Origin of the sequence: Pantoea septica (assembly GCF_002095575.1) — a bacterium.
GTDB lineage: Bacteria > Pseudomonadota > Gammaproteobacteria > Enterobacterales > Enterobacteriaceae > Pantoea > Pantoea septica.
This window is the reverse complement of sequence record NZ_MLJJ01000056.1, coordinates 1-16,444: the sequence shown is the minus strand read 5'-3', so window position 1 is coordinate 16,444 and position 16,444 is coordinate 1. Positions and strand designations below refer to the sequence as shown.

General features: G+C 59.8%; 12 protein-coding genes. 1 reads left to right on the top strand and 11 read right to left on the bottom strand.

The window, feature by feature from the left end; genetic code table 11:
- Window positions 1–150: 150 nt before the first annotated feature.
- The 6 genes from glgP to asd all read right to left on the bottom strand — a co-directional run bounded on the left by glgP (window position 151) and on the right by asd (window position 11,042).
- Window positions 151–2,598 carry a glycogen phosphorylase gene (gene glgP / locus HA46_RS19720; RefSeq protein ID WP_084886254.1) on the bottom strand — a complete coding sequence of 816 codons (2,448 nt, stop codon included), beginning with the start codon at window positions 2,596–2,598 and terminating at the stop codon, window positions 151–153.
- Between the two features lie 21 nt (window positions 2,599–2,619).
- A complete protein-coding gene (glgA, locus tag HA46_RS19715) occupies window positions 2,620–4,053 on the bottom strand; it encodes a glycogen synthase GlgA (protein ID WP_084886252.1) in 1,434 nt (477 codons plus the stop codon).
- A gap of 70 nt (window positions 4,054–4,123) precedes the next feature.
- Window positions 4,124–5,410 carry a glucose-1-phosphate adenylyltransferase gene (gene glgC, locus HA46_RS19710; RefSeq protein WP_033792624.1) on the bottom strand — a complete coding sequence of 429 codons (1,287 nt, stop codon included), beginning with the start codon at window positions 5,408–5,410 and terminating at the stop codon, window positions 4,124–4,126.
- A gap of 10 nt (window positions 5,411–5,420) precedes the next feature.
- Window positions 5,421–7,397 carry a glycogen debranching protein GlgX gene (gene glgX / locus HA46_RS19705; RefSeq protein WP_084886249.1) on the bottom strand — a complete coding sequence of 659 codons (1,977 nt, stop codon included), beginning with the start codon at window positions 7,395–7,397 and terminating at the stop codon, window positions 5,421–5,423.
- On the bottom strand, window positions 7,394–9,577 hold the full coding sequence (gene glgB / locus HA46_RS19700; protein WP_084886246.1) for a 1,4-alpha-glucan branching enzyme: 2,184 nt from the start codon (window positions 9,575–9,577) through the stop codon (window positions 7,394–7,396). The genes glgX and glgB overlap by 4 nt, the downstream gene beginning before the upstream one ends.
- 355 nt (window positions 9,578–9,932) lie before the next feature.
- Complete coding sequence (gene asd, locus HA46_RS19695; protein ID WP_084886243.1) at window positions 9,933–11,042, bottom strand: aspartate-semialdehyde dehydrogenase; 1,110 nt, start codon at window positions 11,040–11,042, stop codon at window positions 9,933–9,935.
- Window positions 11,043–11,259: 217 nt separating this feature from the next.
- On the opposite strand from asd, the gene HA46_RS19690 reads away from it, so the two are divergent.
- The gene (locus HA46_RS19690; protein ID WP_033792630.1) at window positions 11,260–11,853 is read left to right on the top strand and encodes a YhgN family NAAT transporter; all 594 of its coding nucleotides are present in this window, start codon (window positions 11,260–11,262) and stop codon (window positions 11,851–11,853) included.
- Between the two features lie 219 nt (window positions 11,854–12,072).
- Here HA46_RS19690 and gntU read toward each other — a convergent pair whose 3' ends face one another.
- The 5 genes from gntU to HA46_RS21220 form a co-directional block, all read right to left on the bottom strand.
- Window positions 12,073–13,413, bottom strand: coding sequence for a gluconate transporter (gene gntU / locus HA46_RS19685; RefSeq protein WP_084886241.1), 1,341 nt, complete (start codon window positions 13,411–13,413; stop codon window positions 12,073–12,075).
- A gap of 2 nt (window positions 13,414–13,415) precedes the next feature.
- The gene (gene gntK, locus HA46_RS19680; RefSeq protein WP_033792633.1) at window positions 13,416–13,952 is read right to left on the bottom strand and encodes a gluconokinase; all 537 of its coding nucleotides are present in this window, start codon (window positions 13,950–13,952) and stop codon (window positions 13,416–13,418) included.
- 139 nt (window positions 13,953–14,091) lie between these two features.
- Window positions 14,092–15,087, bottom strand: coding sequence for a gluconate operon transcriptional repressor GntR (gntR, locus tag HA46_RS19675; protein WP_033753178.1), 996 nt, complete (start codon window positions 15,085–15,087; stop codon window positions 14,092–14,094).
- 92 nt (window positions 15,088–15,179) lie between these two features.
- A complete protein-coding gene (locus HA46_RS19670; protein ID WP_033792635.1) occupies window positions 15,180–15,875 on the bottom strand; it encodes a pirin family protein in 696 nt (231 codons plus the stop codon).
- A gap of 251 nt (window positions 15,876–16,126) precedes the next feature.
- Window positions 16,127–16,444: hypothetical protein (locus HA46_RS21220; protein ID WP_208857427.1), on the bottom strand; the 318-nt coding region annotated here is incomplete at its 5' end.

The following is a 16,444-nucleotide window of genomic DNA, read 5'->3' as shown; positions in this document are numbered from 1 at the left end:
GAGCCCGCCTGCGTAGCAGGCAGTCACCCGCGAGCGAACGAAACCCGCTCAGAGCCCGCCTGCGCAGCAGGCAGTCACCCGCTAGCGGGCGAAACCCGCTCAAAGCCCGCCTGCGCAGCAGGCAGTCACCCGCTCGCGGGCGGAACCCGCTTAGAGCCTCACCGGCTTAATATGCCAAATCTCATCCGCATACTCCTGGATAGTCCGGTCAGAAGAAAAATACCCCATATTAGCGATATTCAGCGCCGCGCGGCGCTGCCACTCTTCCGGCTTGCGATAAAGCTCATCCACCTTATCCTGGGTGTCCACATAGCTGCGGTAATCCGCCAGCAGCTGATAGTGGTCGCCAAAGTTCACCAGCGAATCGAACAGATTGCGGTAGCGGCCTGGCTCCTGCGGGCTGAAAACGCCGGAGGCGATCTGCGTCAGCACCTGATGCAGCTCAGCATCCTCTTCGTAATATTTACGCGGGTTGTAGCCGCCGCTGCGCAGGGCTTCCACCTGCGGCGTGGTGTTGCCGAAAATAAAGATATTCTCCTCGCCGACGTGCTCCAGCATCTCGACGTTGGCGCCGTCCAGCGTACCGATGGTCAACGCGCCGTTGAGCGCGAACTTCATATTGCTGGTGCCCGATGCCTCGGTGCCCGCCGTTGAAATCTGTTCGGAAAGATCCGCCGCGGGAATAATGATCTGCGCCAGGCTGACGCTGTAGTTCGGAATAAACACGACTTTCAGCTTGTTCTTTACCTGCGGATCGTTATTGATCACGTTCGCCACGTCGTTGATCAGGTGAATAATGTGCTTGGCTGTATAGTAGGCCGAGGCCGCCTTGCCGGCAAAGATGTTGACGCGCGGCACCCAGTCGGCGCCCGGATCGGCCTTGATGCGGTTATAGCGGGTAATCACGTGCAGCACGTTCAGCAGCTGACGTTTATATTCATGGATACGCTTAATCTGCACGTCAAACAGCGCGTTGGGATCCAGCACCACGTCCATGTTCTTCGCCACCCAGTCCGCCAGGCGGCGCTTGTTATCGAACTTGGCGTCAGCCACCTTTTCGATAAACGCCGGGTAATCGATCTGCTGGTTAAGTTCAGCAAGCTGGCTGAGATCGGTACGCCAGGTGCGGCCAATCTCTTCGTCCAGCAGCTCCGACAGCGCCGGGTTGGCCAGCGCCAGCCAGCGACGCGGCGTCACGCCGTTGGTCTTGTTGCAGAACCGGCCCGGGAACAAACGTGCGAAATCCGCGAACAGCGACTGCACCATCAGGTTGGAGTGCAGTTCGGAAACGCCGTTGACTTTGTGGCTCACCACCACCGCCAGCCACGCCATGCGAATGCGGCGGCCGTTGTTCTCGTCGATGATCGAGATGCGCGACAGCAGATCCCAGTCGTCCGGGTAGTACTCCTGAATCGTCTTCAGGAAGTAGTCGTTAATTTCGAAAATAATGCCGAGATGGCGCGGCAGGATCTTGCCGATCATCTCCACCGGCCAGGTTTCCAGCGCCTCGCTCATCAGCGTATGGTTGGTGTAAGAGAAGACCTGACAGGTCACTTCGAACGCATCGTCCCAGGTGAATTTATGCTCGTCGATTAACAGACGCATCAGCTCCGGGATCGCCAGCACCGGATGGGTATCGTTCAGGTGGATGGCAATCTTGTCCGCGAGGTTGGACCAGGTTTTGTGCATCTGCCAGTGGCGGTTGAGGATATCCTGCACCGTGGCGGAAACCAGAAAATACTCCTGGCGCAGACGCAGCTCGCGTCCCGAATAGGTGGAATCGTCGGGATAAAGCACGCGAGAGACGTTTTCCGAGTGGTTTTTATCTTCTACCGCGGCAAAGTAATCGCCCTGGTTGAATTTGCCGAGGTTGATTTCGTTGCTCGCCTGCGCGCCCCACAGCCGCAGCGTATTGGTGGCGTCGGTGTCGAAGCCGGGGATGATTTGATCGTATGCCATCGCGACGATCTCCTCGGTTTCCAGCCAGCGCACCTTCGCCCCTTCATGCTGAATGCGGCCGCCGAAGCGTATTTTGTAGCGGGTATTGTAACGCTGGAATTCCCAGGGATTGCCGTATTCCAGCCAGTAGTCGGGCGACTCTTTCTGCTCGCCGTCGATAATATTCTGCCGAAACATGCCGTAATCGTAACGGATGCCGTACCCCCGTCCCGGCAGGCCCAGCGTGGCGAGCGAATCGAGAAAACAGGCGGCCAGGCGCCCGAGGCCGCCGTTGCCGAGGCCGGGATCGTTCTCTTCTTCCATCAGGTCGGCCAGGTTTAACCCCATCTCGTCCAGCGCCTGATTGAGATCGTCATAAATGCCCATCGCCATTAATGCGTTGCCTAACGTCCGGCCCAGCAGAAACTCCATCGACAGGTAGTAGACCTGACGGACATCCTGCGACAGCTGCGCGCGGCTGGAGCGCAGCCAGCGCTCCACCATGCGGTCGCGCACCGCCAGCAGGGAGGCGTTGAGCCAGTCATGCTGGTTCGCCACGGAAGGATCCTTGCCGATGGTAAACATCAGCTTATAGGCAATCGAGTGTTTCAGCGCTTCGACCGTTAGTGTCGGCGACGTATAGGTGAAAGGAGCATTCATATCAGTTATCCCAGTCTCTGATTACAGCAAACGTTGGTAAAGATCGCGGTAGGCCTGCGCGGCCACTTGCCAACTGAAATCCATCCCCATCGCCTGTCGCTGAACGTAACGCCAGAGAGAAGGCCGCGACCACAATACAAAAGCACGTCGAATCGCCCGCAGCAGCGACCAGGCGTTACTGTCTTCAAAGCTGAATCCGCTGGCGATGCCGTCGGCCAGGTTCTCCAGCGAACTGTCGTTAACCGTATCGGCCAGGCCGCCCGTACGCCGCACCAGCGGCAGCGTGCCGTATTTCAGACCGTAGAGCTGCGTGAGGCCGCAGGGTTCAAAGCGACTCGGCACCATGATGACGTCTGCGCCGCCGACAATGCGGTGCGAGAAAGCTTCGTGATAGCCGATCTGCACGCCGACGCTGCCGGGATGCTCCGCCGCTGCGGCGAGAAAGCCCTGCTGCAGCTCCGCGTCGCCCTGTCCGAGCAGCACCAGCTGTCCGCCCTGCGCCAGCAGTCCAGGCAGCGCTTCCAGCACCAGGTCCAGCCCTTTTTGCCGCGTCAGACGGCTGATCACCGCGAACACCGGCACGCTGTCGTCTACCTTCAGCCCCATGGCGATTTGCAGCTGCCGTTTGTTCTCGGCCTTCGCCTCCAGCGTGTCGCGGTTGTAGCGCGCGCTCAGCAGCAGATCGTGCGCCGGATCCCAGATGCCCGGATCGACGCCGTTAAGGATGCCGCTCAGGCGCCCTTCGCGCAGCCGCTGCTCTAGCAGCGCCTCCATGCCGTAGCCGAACTCCGGGCGCGTGATTTCATGCGCATATGTCGGGCTGACGGCGGTGATGTGATCGGCAAAGAAGAGGCCCGCCTTCAGATAGGAGATCTGTCCGTAGAACTCCAGCCCGTGCATGTCGAAGAAGGCTCTCGGCAGCTGGATCTCCTCCAGATGGCGAGCGTCGAACAGCCCCTGATAGGCCAGGTTGTGGACGGTAAACACCGACTTTGCCGGACGTCCGCGCGCCTCCAGATAGGCGCAGGTCAGCCCCGCATGCCAGTCGTGCGCATGGACGATATCGGGCCGCCAGTAGGTGTCCAGCCCACTGGCGATTTCGCATCCCATCCAGCCAAGCAGCGCGAAGCGCAAATAGTTATCCACATAGGCGAACTGCGACGTATCGTGATACGGGCTGCCGGGTCGCTCGTAGAGCGCCGGCACATCGATCAGATAGATGCCGACGCCGTTGAAATGGCCAAACAGCAGCCGCGTTGGACCGGCGAAAGTCTGCAACTCGGCCACCACCTCCGTTTCGGGGATCCCTTTAAGCAGGTCGGGAAAAGCGGGCAGCAGCACCCGCGTATCTGTACCATCCGCAATCTGCGCCTGCGGCAATGCCCCAACAACATCAGCCAACCCGCCGGTTTTTAACAGCGGAAAAAGTTCTGAACAGACATGTAAAACCTGCATCCTCGGCCTCTTAATAAGTGATCGGGCGCGATCCTCGCGTCGATTATATGGTGCTTTTTATCGTTGGCGGCTACGCGCTGGCCAGCCTGGCAAGCATGGCGCGTGTGACCAGAACGATACCCTCTTCTGAACGGTAAAACCGACGACTGTCCTCGTCAGGATTCTCTCCTATCACCATGCCTTCCGGCAGCACGCAGGCGCGGTCGATCACGCAGCGACGCAGGCGGCAGGAGCGTCCCACCACCACGTCCGGCAGCAGTACGGCGGAATCGATATTGCAAAACGAGTTAATGCGCACGCGTGGAAACAGTACCGAGTTCACCACGACCGAGCCGGAGATGATGGTGCCGCCGGAGATCAGCGAATTCATCGTCATGCCATGGCTACCCGAACGGTCCTGCACGAACTTAGCGGGCGGCAACGGCTCCATATGGGTTCGGATCGGCCAGGTATGGTCATACATATCCAGCTCCGGCGTCACCGACGCCAGATCGAGGTTAGCGCGCCAGTAAGCTTCCAGCGTCCCTACATCACGCCAGTAGGGCGGCGAACTTTCATCCTGCTGCACGCAGGAGAGCGTAAACGAGTGGGCGTACCCTTCGCCGCTCGCTACCACTTTCGGCAGAATATCTTTGCCGAAGTCGTGGTTAGAATTAGGCTCCTGTAGATCTTCCTCCAGCAGCTGATAGAGATATTCGGCGTTAAACACGTAAATCCCCATACTGGCCAGCGCCTGCGTATCGTCGCCGGGCATGGCGGGCGGCTGCGGCGGCTTCTCTACAAAGTCGATCACTTTATTGTTTTCATCCACGGCCATCACGCCAAAGGCGGTCGCTTCGTGCAGCGGCACAGGCAGGCAGGCGATGGTGCACTTCGCGTTGGCGTCGACGTGGTCGAGCAGCATGCGCGAATAGTCCATTTTATAAATATGGTCCCCGGCCAGAATCACGATGTACTGCGCCTGATAGCGGCGAATAATGTCGAGGTTCTGGGTCACGGCGTCTGCGGTGCCGCGATACCAGTGTTCGGTTAAGGTGCGCTGCTGCGCCGGCAGCAAATCCACAAACTCGTTCATCTCTTCGTTGAAGATAGACCAGCCGCGCTGAACGTGCTGCGTTAGCGTGTGCGACTGGTACTGCGTTATCACGCCGATCCGGCGGATACCTGAGTTAATGCAGTTCGAAAGAGCAAAGTCGATGATGCGAAACTTGCCGCCGAAATGCACCGCTGGCTTGGCGCGTTTGGCGGTAAGGTCTTTCAGGCGCGTACCTCTTCCCCCGGCGAGGATCAGCGCAACCGTCTGTGTAGGGAGCTGGCGGGCCAGCATCAGGTGATCAGTTCTGTCTAACTTAACCATGTCTGACTCCTTATGATTGCTTTTGGAACACGCACACGCCGTGTGCGGGACCATGCCAGACAGTCGACAAAATGGGGTTGTCATCCCCGGCGAAAGGAGGAACGGCACGCCATTCTCCGTCTGGTAAGGCGATGTCACTCACCGAATCCGTGGCGTTTATTGTTATTAACCAGCGGCCGGAGAGCAGGATCTGCATTCTGTGCGCCTTCTGCTCCCACTCCTCTCGCTGCAGTGGCCTGCCGCTGGCATTGAACCACTGCACATTGCCGTCGCCCTCTTGCCACCAGCGATCGGCGGTTAACGCCGGGATCTGCTGACGCAAACGGATTAGGGCGGCGGTAAAATCCACCAGACTGCTCTCTTCTTCCTGCCAGTCGAGCCAGGTCAGGATGTTATCCTGACAGTAGGCGTTGTTGTTGCCGTGCTGGCTGTGGCCGCGCTCGTCGCCGGCGAGCAGCATCGGCGTGCCTTGCGCCAGCAGCAGGGACGTCAGCAGGGCATGCATGCTCAGGCGACGGCGCTCGATCACGTCGAAGCTGGCGCGCAGCCCTTCTACGCCGTGGTTGTCGCTGAAATTGCCGTTGCTGCCGTCGCGGTTATCCTCGCCGTTGGCCTGGTTATGCTTATGGTTAAAGCTCACCACGTCGCGCAGCGTAAAGCCGTCGTGCGCGGTGATCAGGTTAACCGCGGCGTGCGGCAGTCGGCCGCCGCGCTGAAACAGATCGCTGGAGGCGGCGAAGCGGCGCGCGAACGCGCCGTTGCTGACGTCGCGGTGCAGCCAGAAGCGCCGCATATCGTCGCGGAAATGGTCGTTCCACTCGGCGAACAGCGGCGGAAAGTTGCCGACCTGATAGCCGCCCGGCCCGATATCCCAGGGTTCGGCGATCAGCTTGACCTGCGAGAGCAGCGGGCAGGCTTTGATCGCCTCGAACAGCGGCGCGTGCGCTGAGAAATCGGGCGTTCGCCCGAGCACCGGCGCCAGATCGAAGCGAAAGCCGTCGACGTGGCAGACGCGCACCCAGTAGCGCAGCGCCTCCAGCGCCCAGTTCATTACCTCAGGATCGCTAAGATTCAGGGTATTGCCGCAGCCGGTCCAGTTTTCATATTCGCCCTGCGGGCTCAGCCAGTAGTAGCTGGCGTTATCGACGCCGCGCTGCGACAGCGTTGGGCCGATCTCCTCCAGTTCGGCGGTGTGGTTGAACACCACGTCCAGCAGCACTTCGATGCCCGCAGCGTGCAGATCCTTCACCGCCTGCTGAAACTCCTGCAGAGGCGAGACGCCCTCCTGCGAGGCGTAGCGCGGATCGACGGCCCAGAGCGCAAAAGGGTTGTAGCCCCAGTAATTGCTTAATCCGAGACGCTGCAGGCGCGGCTCGCTGGCGAAATGGGCCACCGGCAGCAGCTCCAGCGCGGTAACCCCCAGATGGCGCAGGTAATTCACCATAACAGGATGGCCAAGGGCGGCGTAAGTCCCGCGCAGCGATTCCGGAATTTCCGGATGTCGCTGCGTCAATCCTCGAACGTGCGCCTCGTAAATCACCGTATTGCCCCAGGGCGTGCGCGGGGCGACGTCGCCTTCCCAGTCGAAGTCTTCCGCCACCACCAGCGATTTAGGCGCCACGGCGGCGCTGTCCTGCTCGTCAGGCTGCTCAATGCCGCCGTAAAGACGCGGGTCGTCTGTGACCTCGCCTTCTACCGCGCGGGCGCAGGGATCGACCAGCAGCTTGGCGGGATTAAAGCGGTGCCCGCGCTCTGGCGCCCAGGGACCGTGGACGCGGAAGCCGTAGCGCTGACCCGGCTTTAGCGCGGCCGCATAGCCGTGCCAGATATCGCCGGTTCGCGCCGGAAGATCGAAGCGCCGCTCTTTGCCCTGGTCGAACAGGCAAAGCTCGACGCGCGCGGCATGCCGGGAGAAGAGCGTAAAATTTACGCCCTTGCCGTCGTAACTGGCGCCTGGCGGCTCAGCACGTCCCGGAAGCAGCGTCATTCCGCCTCCTTCACCAGCCAGATTGTCGCGAGCGGCGGCAGCGTCAGCGACAGCGACTGCGGTCGGTTGTGGCTGGCGATCTCATCGGTATGCACCACTGGGTTGCGCGTATCGCTGCCGTGATAGCTGTGCTGATCGGTGTTGATCACTTCGCGCCAGCTTCCCGCCTGATTAACGCCGAAGCGATAGTTGTGGCGCGGCACCGGCGTAAAGTTGCTGGCGACGATAATTTCATTGCCGTCGCGATCGCGACGCACAAAGACGAAAACCGAGTTTTCGCGATCGTCGACCACCAGCCACTCAAAGCCAGCCGGGTCGAAATCGAGCTGATGCATCGGCGCGTAGTGGCGATAGGTATGATTGAGGTCGCGTACCAGCCGCTGCACGCCGTGGTGCCAGTTATCGCCGCCCTCCAGCAGATGCCAGTCGAGACTGACGTCGTGGTTCCACTCTTTGCCCTGCGCGAACTCGCCGCCCATGAACATCAGTTTTTTGCCGGGGAAGGCCCACATCCAGCCGTAGTAGGCGCGCAGGTTGGCGAACTTCTGCCAGGGGTCGCCCGGCATACGATCGAGCAGCGACTTCTTGCCGTGCACCACCTCGTCGTGCGAGAGCGGCAGCATGAAGTTTTCGGTGTAGTTGTACATCATGCCGAAGCTCATCAGGTCGTGATGATGGCAGCGATATATCGGGTCGAGCTTCATGTAGTCGAGGGTGTCGTGCATCCAGCCCAAGTTCCACTTGTACCAGAAGCCGAGGCCGCCCGATTCCGGCGGACGCGACACGCCGTCGAAGTCGGTGGACTCTTCGGCAATGGTGACGGTGCCAGGCGCGGCGCGTCCCAGCGTGCGGTTGGTGTAGCGCAGGAAGGCGATCGCTTCGAGGTTCTCCCGACCGCCGTAGTGGTTCGGCACCCATTCGCCTTCGGCGCGGCTGTAGTCGCGGTAGATCATCGAGGCTACGGCATCGACGCGCAAACCGTCGATGCCGTAGCGCTCCAGCCAGTAGAGCGCGTTGCCCGCCAGATAGTTGCTCACCTCGCGGCGGCCAAAGTTGTAGATCAGGGTGTTCCAGTCCTGATGATAGCCTTCACGCGGGTCGCTGTGCTCGTAGAGCTCGGTACCGTCGAACTTCGCCAGGCCGAAATCGTCGCTGGGGAAGTGGCCCGGCACCCAGTCGAGCAGCACGTTCAGGCCCGCTTCGTGCGCGGCGTTGATGAAATAGAGAAATTCGTCGCGCGTGCCGAAACGGCGCGTCGGCGCATACATGCCGAGCGGCTGGTAGCCCCAGCTGCCGTCAAAAGGATGTTCGTTGATCGGCAGCAGCTCGATATGGGTGAAGCCCATCTCTTTGACGTAGGGCACCAGCTGCTCCGCCAGCTCTTTATAGCTGAGCCAGAAGTTGTTCTCGGTGTGGCGGCGCCATGAGCCGAGATGCACCTCGTAGACGGAGATCGGCGCGTCGAATGCGTTGCGCGCCTTACGCTCCTCGGCCATCTCAACCTTCGGCGGCAGGCCGCAGATCATCGAGGCGGTTTGCGGGCGCATCTGCGCCTCGAAGGCGTAAGGGTCCGCTTTAATGCGCAGCTGGCCGCTGTTATCGACGATTTCAAATTTATAGAGCTGGCCATTGTAAGCGCCGGGCACAAATAGCTCCCAGATGCCCATTTCGCGGCGGAAGCGCATCGGATGGCGGCGGCCGTCCCAGAAGTTGAAATCGCCCACCACCGAGACGCGCTGCGCGTTAGGCGCCCAGACGCTGAAGCGCGTGCCGTGCACGTCGTCAATGACCGCCCCGTGCGCGCCCAGGGTTTCGTAGGGCCGCAAATGGGTGCCTTCTGCCAGCAGCCAGGCGTCCATCTCCTGCAGCAGCGGCCCGAAGCGATAGGCGTCGTCGATCAGATTCTGCTGGCCGTGCCAGTTCACCGCCAGCTGATAGCGAAACATATTTTTGCGACGCGGCACTACAGCGCTGAAAAAGCCGCGCGAATCGAGACATTTAAGCTGGGCGACTTTGCGCCCGGTATTCGTTTCTATTACCCATACTTCCGAAGCGTCGGGCAGCAGCGCCCTGACTTCCAGCCCGTTGGCTGTCTGGTGCATCCCCAGCAAGGCGAAGGGATCGGCGTAATTACCCGCAAACAGGGCATTGATCGCCAGGCGATCGGGAAGCTCTGACATGACTTTCTTCCTGTGATTATGTGGCAGGCGAAATGAGCGCGGCTTATGCCACGCATCAGGTGCGCTGCTCTTCATTGAGCCATGCGTACAACGGCAGAGAAAGGGAACCGCTCCGTGGTAAATAACTTTGCCGTGTACAACAACTATTCAGTGCGAAATGCAAAACAGTCAACAACCGGCACATCATTGTTAAATCATAGCTTGGGCTTGCAGGTTGCCAGCCCGGAAAGCGAAAAATTATTGGCGGGGACGTAAAAAAGGGAAGCCGATCACTTACAGACGGTAAGCTGTTTGACTTATTTCAGAATAATCAGGCAAAAGGCCGGGAAATCCCGGCCTCGCTTAGTTTTTTCTGTTAGTCGACCAGCAAACGCAACATGCGGCGCAGCGGCTCGGCCGCGCCCCACAGCAGCTGATCGCCGACGGTAAAGGCAGAGAGATACTCTGGCCCCATATTGAGCTTGCGCAGGCGGCCGACCGGCGTGGTCAGCGTGCCGGTCACCGCCGCAGGCGTCAGCTCGCGCATGGTCAGCTCGCGGTCGTTGGGCACCACTTTCACCCACTCGTTGTGGGAGGCCAGCAGCTGTTCGATTTCCGCCAGCGGCACATCTTTTTTCAACTTAAGGGTAAACGCCTGGCTGTGGCAGCGCAGCGCGCCGACGCGCACGCAGAGGCCGTCGACCGGAATGGTGCGCGCGGTGCCGAGGATCTTGTTGGTTTCCGCCTGCCCTTTCCACTCTTCGCGGCTCTGGCCGTTGTCGAGCTGCTTGTCGATCCACGGGATCAGGCTGCCGGCCAGCGGCACGCCGAAGTTGTCGATCGGCAGCGTGCCGGAGCGGGTCAGCTCGGTGACGCTGCGCTCAATGTCGAGAATGGCGGACGCCGGATCCTGCAACGAGGTAGCGACGTGGTTGTGCAGCATGCCCATCTGGGTCAGCAATTCGCGCATATGGCGCGCGCCGCCGCCGGACGCCGCCTGATAGGTGGCGACGGAGGCCCATTCCACCAGATCCTGGGCAAACAGGCCGCCCAGCGACATCAGCATCAGGCTGACGGTGCAGTTACCGCCGACGAAGGTCTTGATGCCTTTGTCGAGGCCCTCACGAATCACCTGATGGTTCACCGGATCGAGAATAATGATGGCGTCGTCTTTCATGCGCAGCGTCGAGGCCGCGTCAATCCAGTAGCCCTGCCAGCCGCTGGCGCGCAGCTTCGGGTAGACTTCACTGGTATAATCGCCGCCCTGACAGGTGATAATGATATCCAGCGCCTTGAGCGCCTCAATATCAAACGCATCCTGCAGCGCACCGGTGGACTTGCCGCCAAACGTCGGCGCAGCCTGTCCCAGTTGCGAGGTGGAGAAGAAGACCGGATTGATAACGTCAAAATCACGCTCTTCGCTCATGCGCGACATCAGCACGGAGCCGACCATACCGCGCCAACCAATAAAACCTACATTCTTCATTTTCTGTCCGTCTCAGTCAGCGATAAGGGCCGACCTGCTTACCGAAGGGAAGAACGGAATGGGTTTTCACTCCGCTCTGCGTCATAAATGGATTTACCTGTGACCAACAACTCTACAAAATGCAGCTTTTCTGGCAAGTGAATTAATTCGATTGCGCCAACTTTTTCAGCAGCGCGGCTAATAACACCGCGTCGGGATGAAAGGAATAACCAAAAAAATGACTGAAATGATTTCTGCGACCATCTTACTGCTGCTAATTATGGATCCGCTGGGCAACCTGCCGATTTTTATGTCGGTGCTCAAGCATCTGGAGCCGAAGCGGCGGCGGGCGGTGCTGATCCGCGAACTGCTGATCGCGCTGGTGCTGATGCTGCTGTTTCTGTTCGCCGGCGAACGCATTCTGACGTTCCTTAATCTGCGCACTGAAACCGTCTCGATTTCCGGCGGCGTAATCCTGTTTCTTATCGCCATTCGCATGATTTTCCCGTCGGGCGAAAGCAGCACCAGCGGCCTGCCGGCGGGCGAAGAACCCTTTCTGGTGCCGCTGGCGATCCCGCTGGTCGCGGGCCCGTCGCTGCTCGCCACGCTGATGCTGCTGTCGCATCAGTATCCTAATCAGATGGGGCATCTTGTCGGCGCCCTGCTGATCGCCTGGGGCGTTACGGTGACGATTCTGCTGCTGTCGGGGCTGTTTTTACGGCTGCTGGGTGACAAGGGGGTCAACGCACTGGAGCGTCTGATGGGGCTGATTTTGATTATGCTGGCGACGCAGATGTTCCTGGACGGCATTCGCGTCTATCTCAAGCTGTAGCGCCACCCCGCCAGTAGCCTTTATTTTAGTGTGGCTTCCGGCTGATTGATGCTTGACTGCGCATCATCGCGCCGTTTAACCGTTAATTTTATACCGGGACCACGCCATAAAAACCGCTCAACCCGCCCAGCCGGACCGTCAATAGCAGCTGTCCGGCGGCAAAGTGGAGTTTTTCGAGGCTTAAGCGAGAAGCCGTCACGCTGGCGTGACGGCTTTTATTTACGACAGCAGCTGAAAGGCAATCATACCGACAATGGCGCCCACGGTGCCGAGGATGGTCTCCATCAGCGTCCAGGTCTTCAGGGTTTCTCCTTCGGTGGCGCCGGTAAAGCGGCCGAACAGCCAAAAGCCCGCATCGTTGACGTGGCTGATGATGATGGAGCCGCCGCCGATGCAGATAGAGAGCGCCGCCAGCTGCGCGCCGCTGTAGTGCAGCGGCTCAATAACCGGCATCACCAGCCCGACCGTGGTGAGGCAGGCGACCGTGGCCGAGCCCTGAATCACGCGCACCGCGCCGGAAAGGATAAAGCAGGCCAGTGCGACGGGCAGCCCTGCGCCGGTCAGCGCATGGCCCAGCACCGGGCCGACGCCGGAATCGACCAGCACCTGCTTGAACACGCCGCCCGCGCCGATCACCAGCAGAATGATGCCCGCAGGCTGCAGCGCGCTGCCGCACACCTGCATCACCTTCTCTTTATCCATGCCCTGACGGTAGGCCAGCCCGTAAATCGCCACCAGACAGGCGATCAGGATCGCCGTAAAGGGATGGCCGATAAATTCCAGCCACTCGTACAGCGAGGATCCCTGCTCGGTAAAGCGCGCGCCGATGGTTTTCAGCCCCACCAGCATCAGCGGAAACAGGATTAGCGCCAGGCTGAAGCCGAACGACGGCAGCTTCGCCGCGTCGACGTCCGGCTGATGATCTTCCGGCGGCGCGCTAAAGGTCACGTGACGCGCAATCAGCGAACCGAACAGCGGACCGGCGATCAGCATGCCGGGAATGGCGGCGCACAGGCCGAGCAGAATCATCCAGCCGAAGTCGGCGTGCATCTGCGAGGCGAGCAGCATCGGCGCCGGGCCCGGCAGCAGAAAGGCCGCCGACGCCGCCACCCCGGCGAACAGCGGGATCACCAGCTTCACCAGGTTATCGTGGGTGCGGCGCGCCACGGCGAAGGCGATGCTGATCAACAGCACCACCGCCACCTCAAAGAAGAACGGCAGCGCGCAGATCAGGCCGGCGATGCCCATGGCGTAGTGGGCGCGGCTTTCGCCGAAGGTTTTCAGCATGCGGATGGCGATCTGGTCGACCGCGCCCGTCTCATGCAGAATTTTGCCGAACATCGCGCCCAGCGCGACGACGATAGCGAGGAAGCCCAGCGTGCCGCCCATTCCCTTCTGCATGGTGTCCGCGATCTTGTCCAGCGGCATGCCGGAGCAGAGGCCTGCGCCAATCGAGACCAGCATCAGCGCGACGAAGGCGTGCATACGCGCTTTCATCACCAAAAAAAGCAGCAGCAGGACAGAGCCTGCTGCGGTTAAAACCAGCGTTGCGGTACTCATGACTAACCCTTGTTGATGGCTTTCCCGATAGCCGCAACCGTAGCCGCAACAACTTCGTCAACTGAATGATTGATATCGACCGCCAGTACGTCCGGCTCGTCTGCGCCCGGCTCTTCCAGCGTGGCGAACTGCGTCACCAGCATCTGCGGTTTAAAGAAGTGGCCTTTGCGCGCCTTCAGACGAGACTCGATGGTGTCGAAATCACCCTTAAGGTAGATAAAGCGCAGGTTATCGTTGCCCTGACGCAGAATGTCGCGGTAACGCTTTTTCAGCGCGGAACAGACGATAATGGAGATCGCCTGGGTACGCTGCATGGCGAAAGCGGCGTCGTTGAGCGCCTGCAGCCAGGGCTGACGATCGTTGTCGTCCAGCGGATGGCCGTCGGCCATTTTTAAAATATTGGCGCGCGGATGAAGAAAATCGCCGTCAAGAAACGCGGTGTTGAGCTGGTGGGAAACCTGGTTAGCGACAACGGACTTTCCGCTGCCTGAAACGCCCATCAGAATAAAGACATGATGCGACGAAGATTGAGTAGTCATTTTTCTGCTCCGGCAGGTAAATTCGCCAATGTTACCGATAACAATGCTGGTTTCCATTGTGTTAAGCCCACTACAGGCTGGCAACCCTGTTTAGCCGGAAAAGCACGAAAGTGTGAACTGACTCATAAAAATGCCAGATTCAGATGCTGCCGCCTTCGCTGATGTCGAAGCCGATATCCAGCGGCGCGGAGACGCTGAAATCGCCGCTGATACGCGCCAGCAGCATGGCGGCCGCTTCGCGTCCCATGCGTTCGCGCGGCGTCAGGACGGTCGCCAGCTGCGGCGTCACAACCTGACTAATATCATGGCCGTGAAAGCCAGCGATCGCCATTTGCGACGGGACTTTTAATCCCTGGCGCTGGCATTCGAACATCGCGCCGACCGCCAGGTCATCGTTGGTGCAGAACAGACTGTCGGTTTGCGGATAGCGACGCTGCGCCTCGCACAGCAGCATACCGCCCGCGCTGAAGGAAGAGGCCTCTTCCATCATCACGCTGCGCGGCTCCAGCCCCGCTTCGCGCATCGCTTTCTCGTAGCCCTGCTGCTTCTGCAAGGTGCGCTCATCAAGACGCGCGCCAAGGTAAACCGTATGGCGATGCCCTTTGCGCAGGATAGCGTGCGTCATCTGGCGCGCCGCCTCGACGTTATCGAAGCCCACCGCCATATCGAGGCACGGCGAGACGCTGTCCATCATTTCAATCACAGGAATGCCCGCGACTTCCAGCATGCGCAGCGTGGCGGGAGTATGGGTGCGCTCGGTGAGAATGACGCCGTCGATATTCCAGCCCAGCAGCGAACGCAGCTGCAGCTCCTCTTTTTGCGGGCTGTAGCCGAAGTGGGCGACCAGCGTCTGATAGCCCGCCTCGTCGGTTACCGCTTCGATGCCGCGCAGAACGTCGGCGAACACCTGGTTGGTCAGCGAGGGCAGCAGCACGCCGATGGCGCGGCTGGTGGCGTTGGAGAGCATATCCGGCGCGCGGTTGGGGATGTAGCCCAGCTCGTCAAGCGCGACGGCAATCTTGTCGCGCAGCGGCGCGGAAACCTGCTCAGGATTACGCAGATAGCGGCTGACGGTCATTTTCGTTACGCCGACACGATCGGCAACGTCCTGTAATACCGGTCTTTTTTTCTTCATCGTATGCGCCCAGGGTCACAATTACGATGAGTCTATCACTATTCAGCGGGAGAATTGTAAACCGGGCGCGACGGTGCGCGCCCCGTCACCGCTTAAACCGGCGGCAGATCGAACAGCAGTACTTCGGCGTCGCTGCTGGCTTCAATCGTCAGGCTTGCCTCATCCCAGACAGCAAAGGCGTCGCTGGCGCGGGCGGATTCGCCGTTGACGCGGATTTCGCCTTTGACCACCTGCACCCAGACGCGGCGGCCGGCTTCGATAGCGACCTCATCTTTTTCGCCTGCGCTGAAGACCCAGCGCGACAGCGTCATATCCTGATAGACCTTGAGCGATCCCTCGCGGGCGTCCGGCGTCAGCACAAACTGACGTCCTTTTACGTCCGGGAAGCGGCGCTGGGCGTAACGCGGTTCGATGCCGGTACGCTCTGGAATAATCCAGATCTGATAAAGGTGCAGCGGGTCGCTACTGCTGGCGTTGTACTCAGAGTGACGCACGCCGGTGCCCGCGCTCATGATCTGAAATTCGCCCGCCGGAATCTGCTCTTTATTACCCATGCTGTCCTGATGCTCTACGGTACCGGAGAGCACGTAGGTCAGGATCTCCATATCTTTGTGCGGGTGCGTGCCGAAGCCCTGCCCGGCCGCGACGATATCTTCGTTAATAACGCGCAGCGCTGAAAAGCCCATAAAATTTGCGTCGTGATAGCTGGCGAAAGAGAAGGTGTGCCAGCTTTCCAGCCAGCCGTGATTAGCATGGCCGCGTTCTTCTGCTTTGCGTAAGTAAATCATGTTCAGTTCTCCTCAATGTTTTAAAACAGTCTGAACCTGAGACGAACCTATTGATAGCTGAAAAACTTCACGCCTCTGTTCAAAAAAGATGAACAAGCGCTTTGCGGATGATGAGCAGGACTGAATAATGAGGGGGCAAAAAAAAGCCAGCACCCGAGCTGGCTAAGTAATACTGGAAGCAATGTGAGCAATGTCGTGCTTTCCGGTTTGTCTGAGGACGCCCCGAGAACGCATCGCAATAATAATCATTATCATTCGCGTCTGTAAAGCCTTTTGTGATCTTTTCTGTTGATTATTAATAAGATTTCCTTGATGTTTGAAAGGGTTTTCTTGTTGGCTGAGCAAAGGCTCTGAGCGGGTTCCGCCCGCCAGGCGTCGGGGAGTTTCAGCCGCTCCGCTGCTGGCGTGCGTGTTAAGGGGCTCGCCAGCCCCTTAACAATCCCGGCTTCCGTCAGCCTCCACGCCGCGCTCCGCGCGGTGCCTTCGTTGCTTACGTCGGCCGCACGGACCGCGCGGATTCGACATCCTGTCTCATGCCGCGCTCTCGCCGACGTCCTGTCGGCTCGTTC

Bases quoted from the DNA above. Each gene is read 5' to 3' on its own strand.
- glgA (WP_084886252.1), bottom strand. From the start codon at position 4,053: ATGCAGGTTTTACATGTCTGTTCAGAACTTTTTCCGCTGTTAAAAACC.
- gntU (WP_084886241.1), bottom strand. From the start codon at position 13,413: ATGAGTACCGCAACGCTGGTTTTAACCGCAGCAGGCTCTGTCCTGCTG.
- asd (WP_084886243.1), bottom strand. From the start codon at position 11,042: ATGAAGAATGTAGGTTTTATTGGTTGGCGCGGTATGGTCGGCTCCGTG.
- glgP (WP_084886254.1), bottom strand. From the start codon at position 2,598: ATGAATGCTCCTTTCACCTATACGTCGCCGACACTAACGGTCGAAGCG.
- gntR (WP_033753178.1), bottom strand. From the start codon at position 15,087: ATGAAGAAAAAAAGACCGGTATTACAGGACGTTGCCGATCGTGTCGGC.
- HA46_RS19690 (WP_033792630.1), top strand. From the start codon at position 11,260: ATGACTGAAATGATTTCTGCGACCATCTTACTGCTGCTAATTATGGAT.
- glgC (WP_033792624.1), bottom strand. From the start codon at position 5,410: ATGGTTAAGTTAGACAGAACTGATCACCTGATGCTGGCCCGCCAGCTC.
- gntK (WP_033792633.1), bottom strand. From the start codon at position 13,952: ATGACTACTCAATCTTCGTCGCATCATGTCTTTATTCTGATGGGCGTT.
- glgX (WP_084886249.1), bottom strand. From the start codon at position 7,397: ATGACGCTGCTTCCGGGACGTGCTGAGCCGCCAGGCGCCAGTTACGAC.
- glgB (WP_084886246.1), bottom strand. From the start codon at position 9,577: ATGTCAGAGCTTCCCGATCGCCTGGCGATCAATGCCCTGTTTGCGGGT.
- HA46_RS19670 (WP_033792635.1), bottom strand. From the start codon at position 15,875: ATGATTTACTTACGCAAAGCAGAAGAACGCGGCCATGCTAATCACGGC.